The sequence below is a fragment of the Dellaglioa sp. CoH-56-MRSF-14 genome (genome assembly GCF_056782115.1).
In genome coordinates this window covers 1-288 of sequence record NZ_JBXAYB010000086.1, presented here as the reverse complement: position 1 = coordinate 288, position 288 = coordinate 1, and the positions used below count along the sequence as shown (strand labels likewise).

Here is a 288-nt window from a genome sequence, read left to right as displayed (position 1 = left end):
ATCTTTACTAGATGGAACAGTTCCGGATCGCCACCTTTGTCCGGATGTACCAGACTTCTGACTTTTCGGTAAGCATCGACCAAAAGTTCAGAACTTGCGTTGTATAGCTGTTCCGTACCAGAACTGACATAATTCGCAGTATTCTCTTCGTCATGCGCATGGCGCTGGGGAGCGCCACGGGTCGCGAGCCTGATTCCACGGCGCAAGCGACTGATTGTCGCGTTGCGCTCGTCTCCCTCAGAGTACTGCTTTACTACGCCCATGACTTGATTCCACAGCTTGTAGTAC

General features: G+C 51.7%; 1 protein-coding gene. It reads right to left on the bottom strand.

Annotation, left to right across the window (positions count from 1 at the left end):
* Positions 1-288, bottom strand: a 288-nt coding sequence (locus AC1RPX_RS07930) for a hypothetical protein (RefSeq protein WP_481763353.1), incomplete at both ends; no start/stop codon positions are given.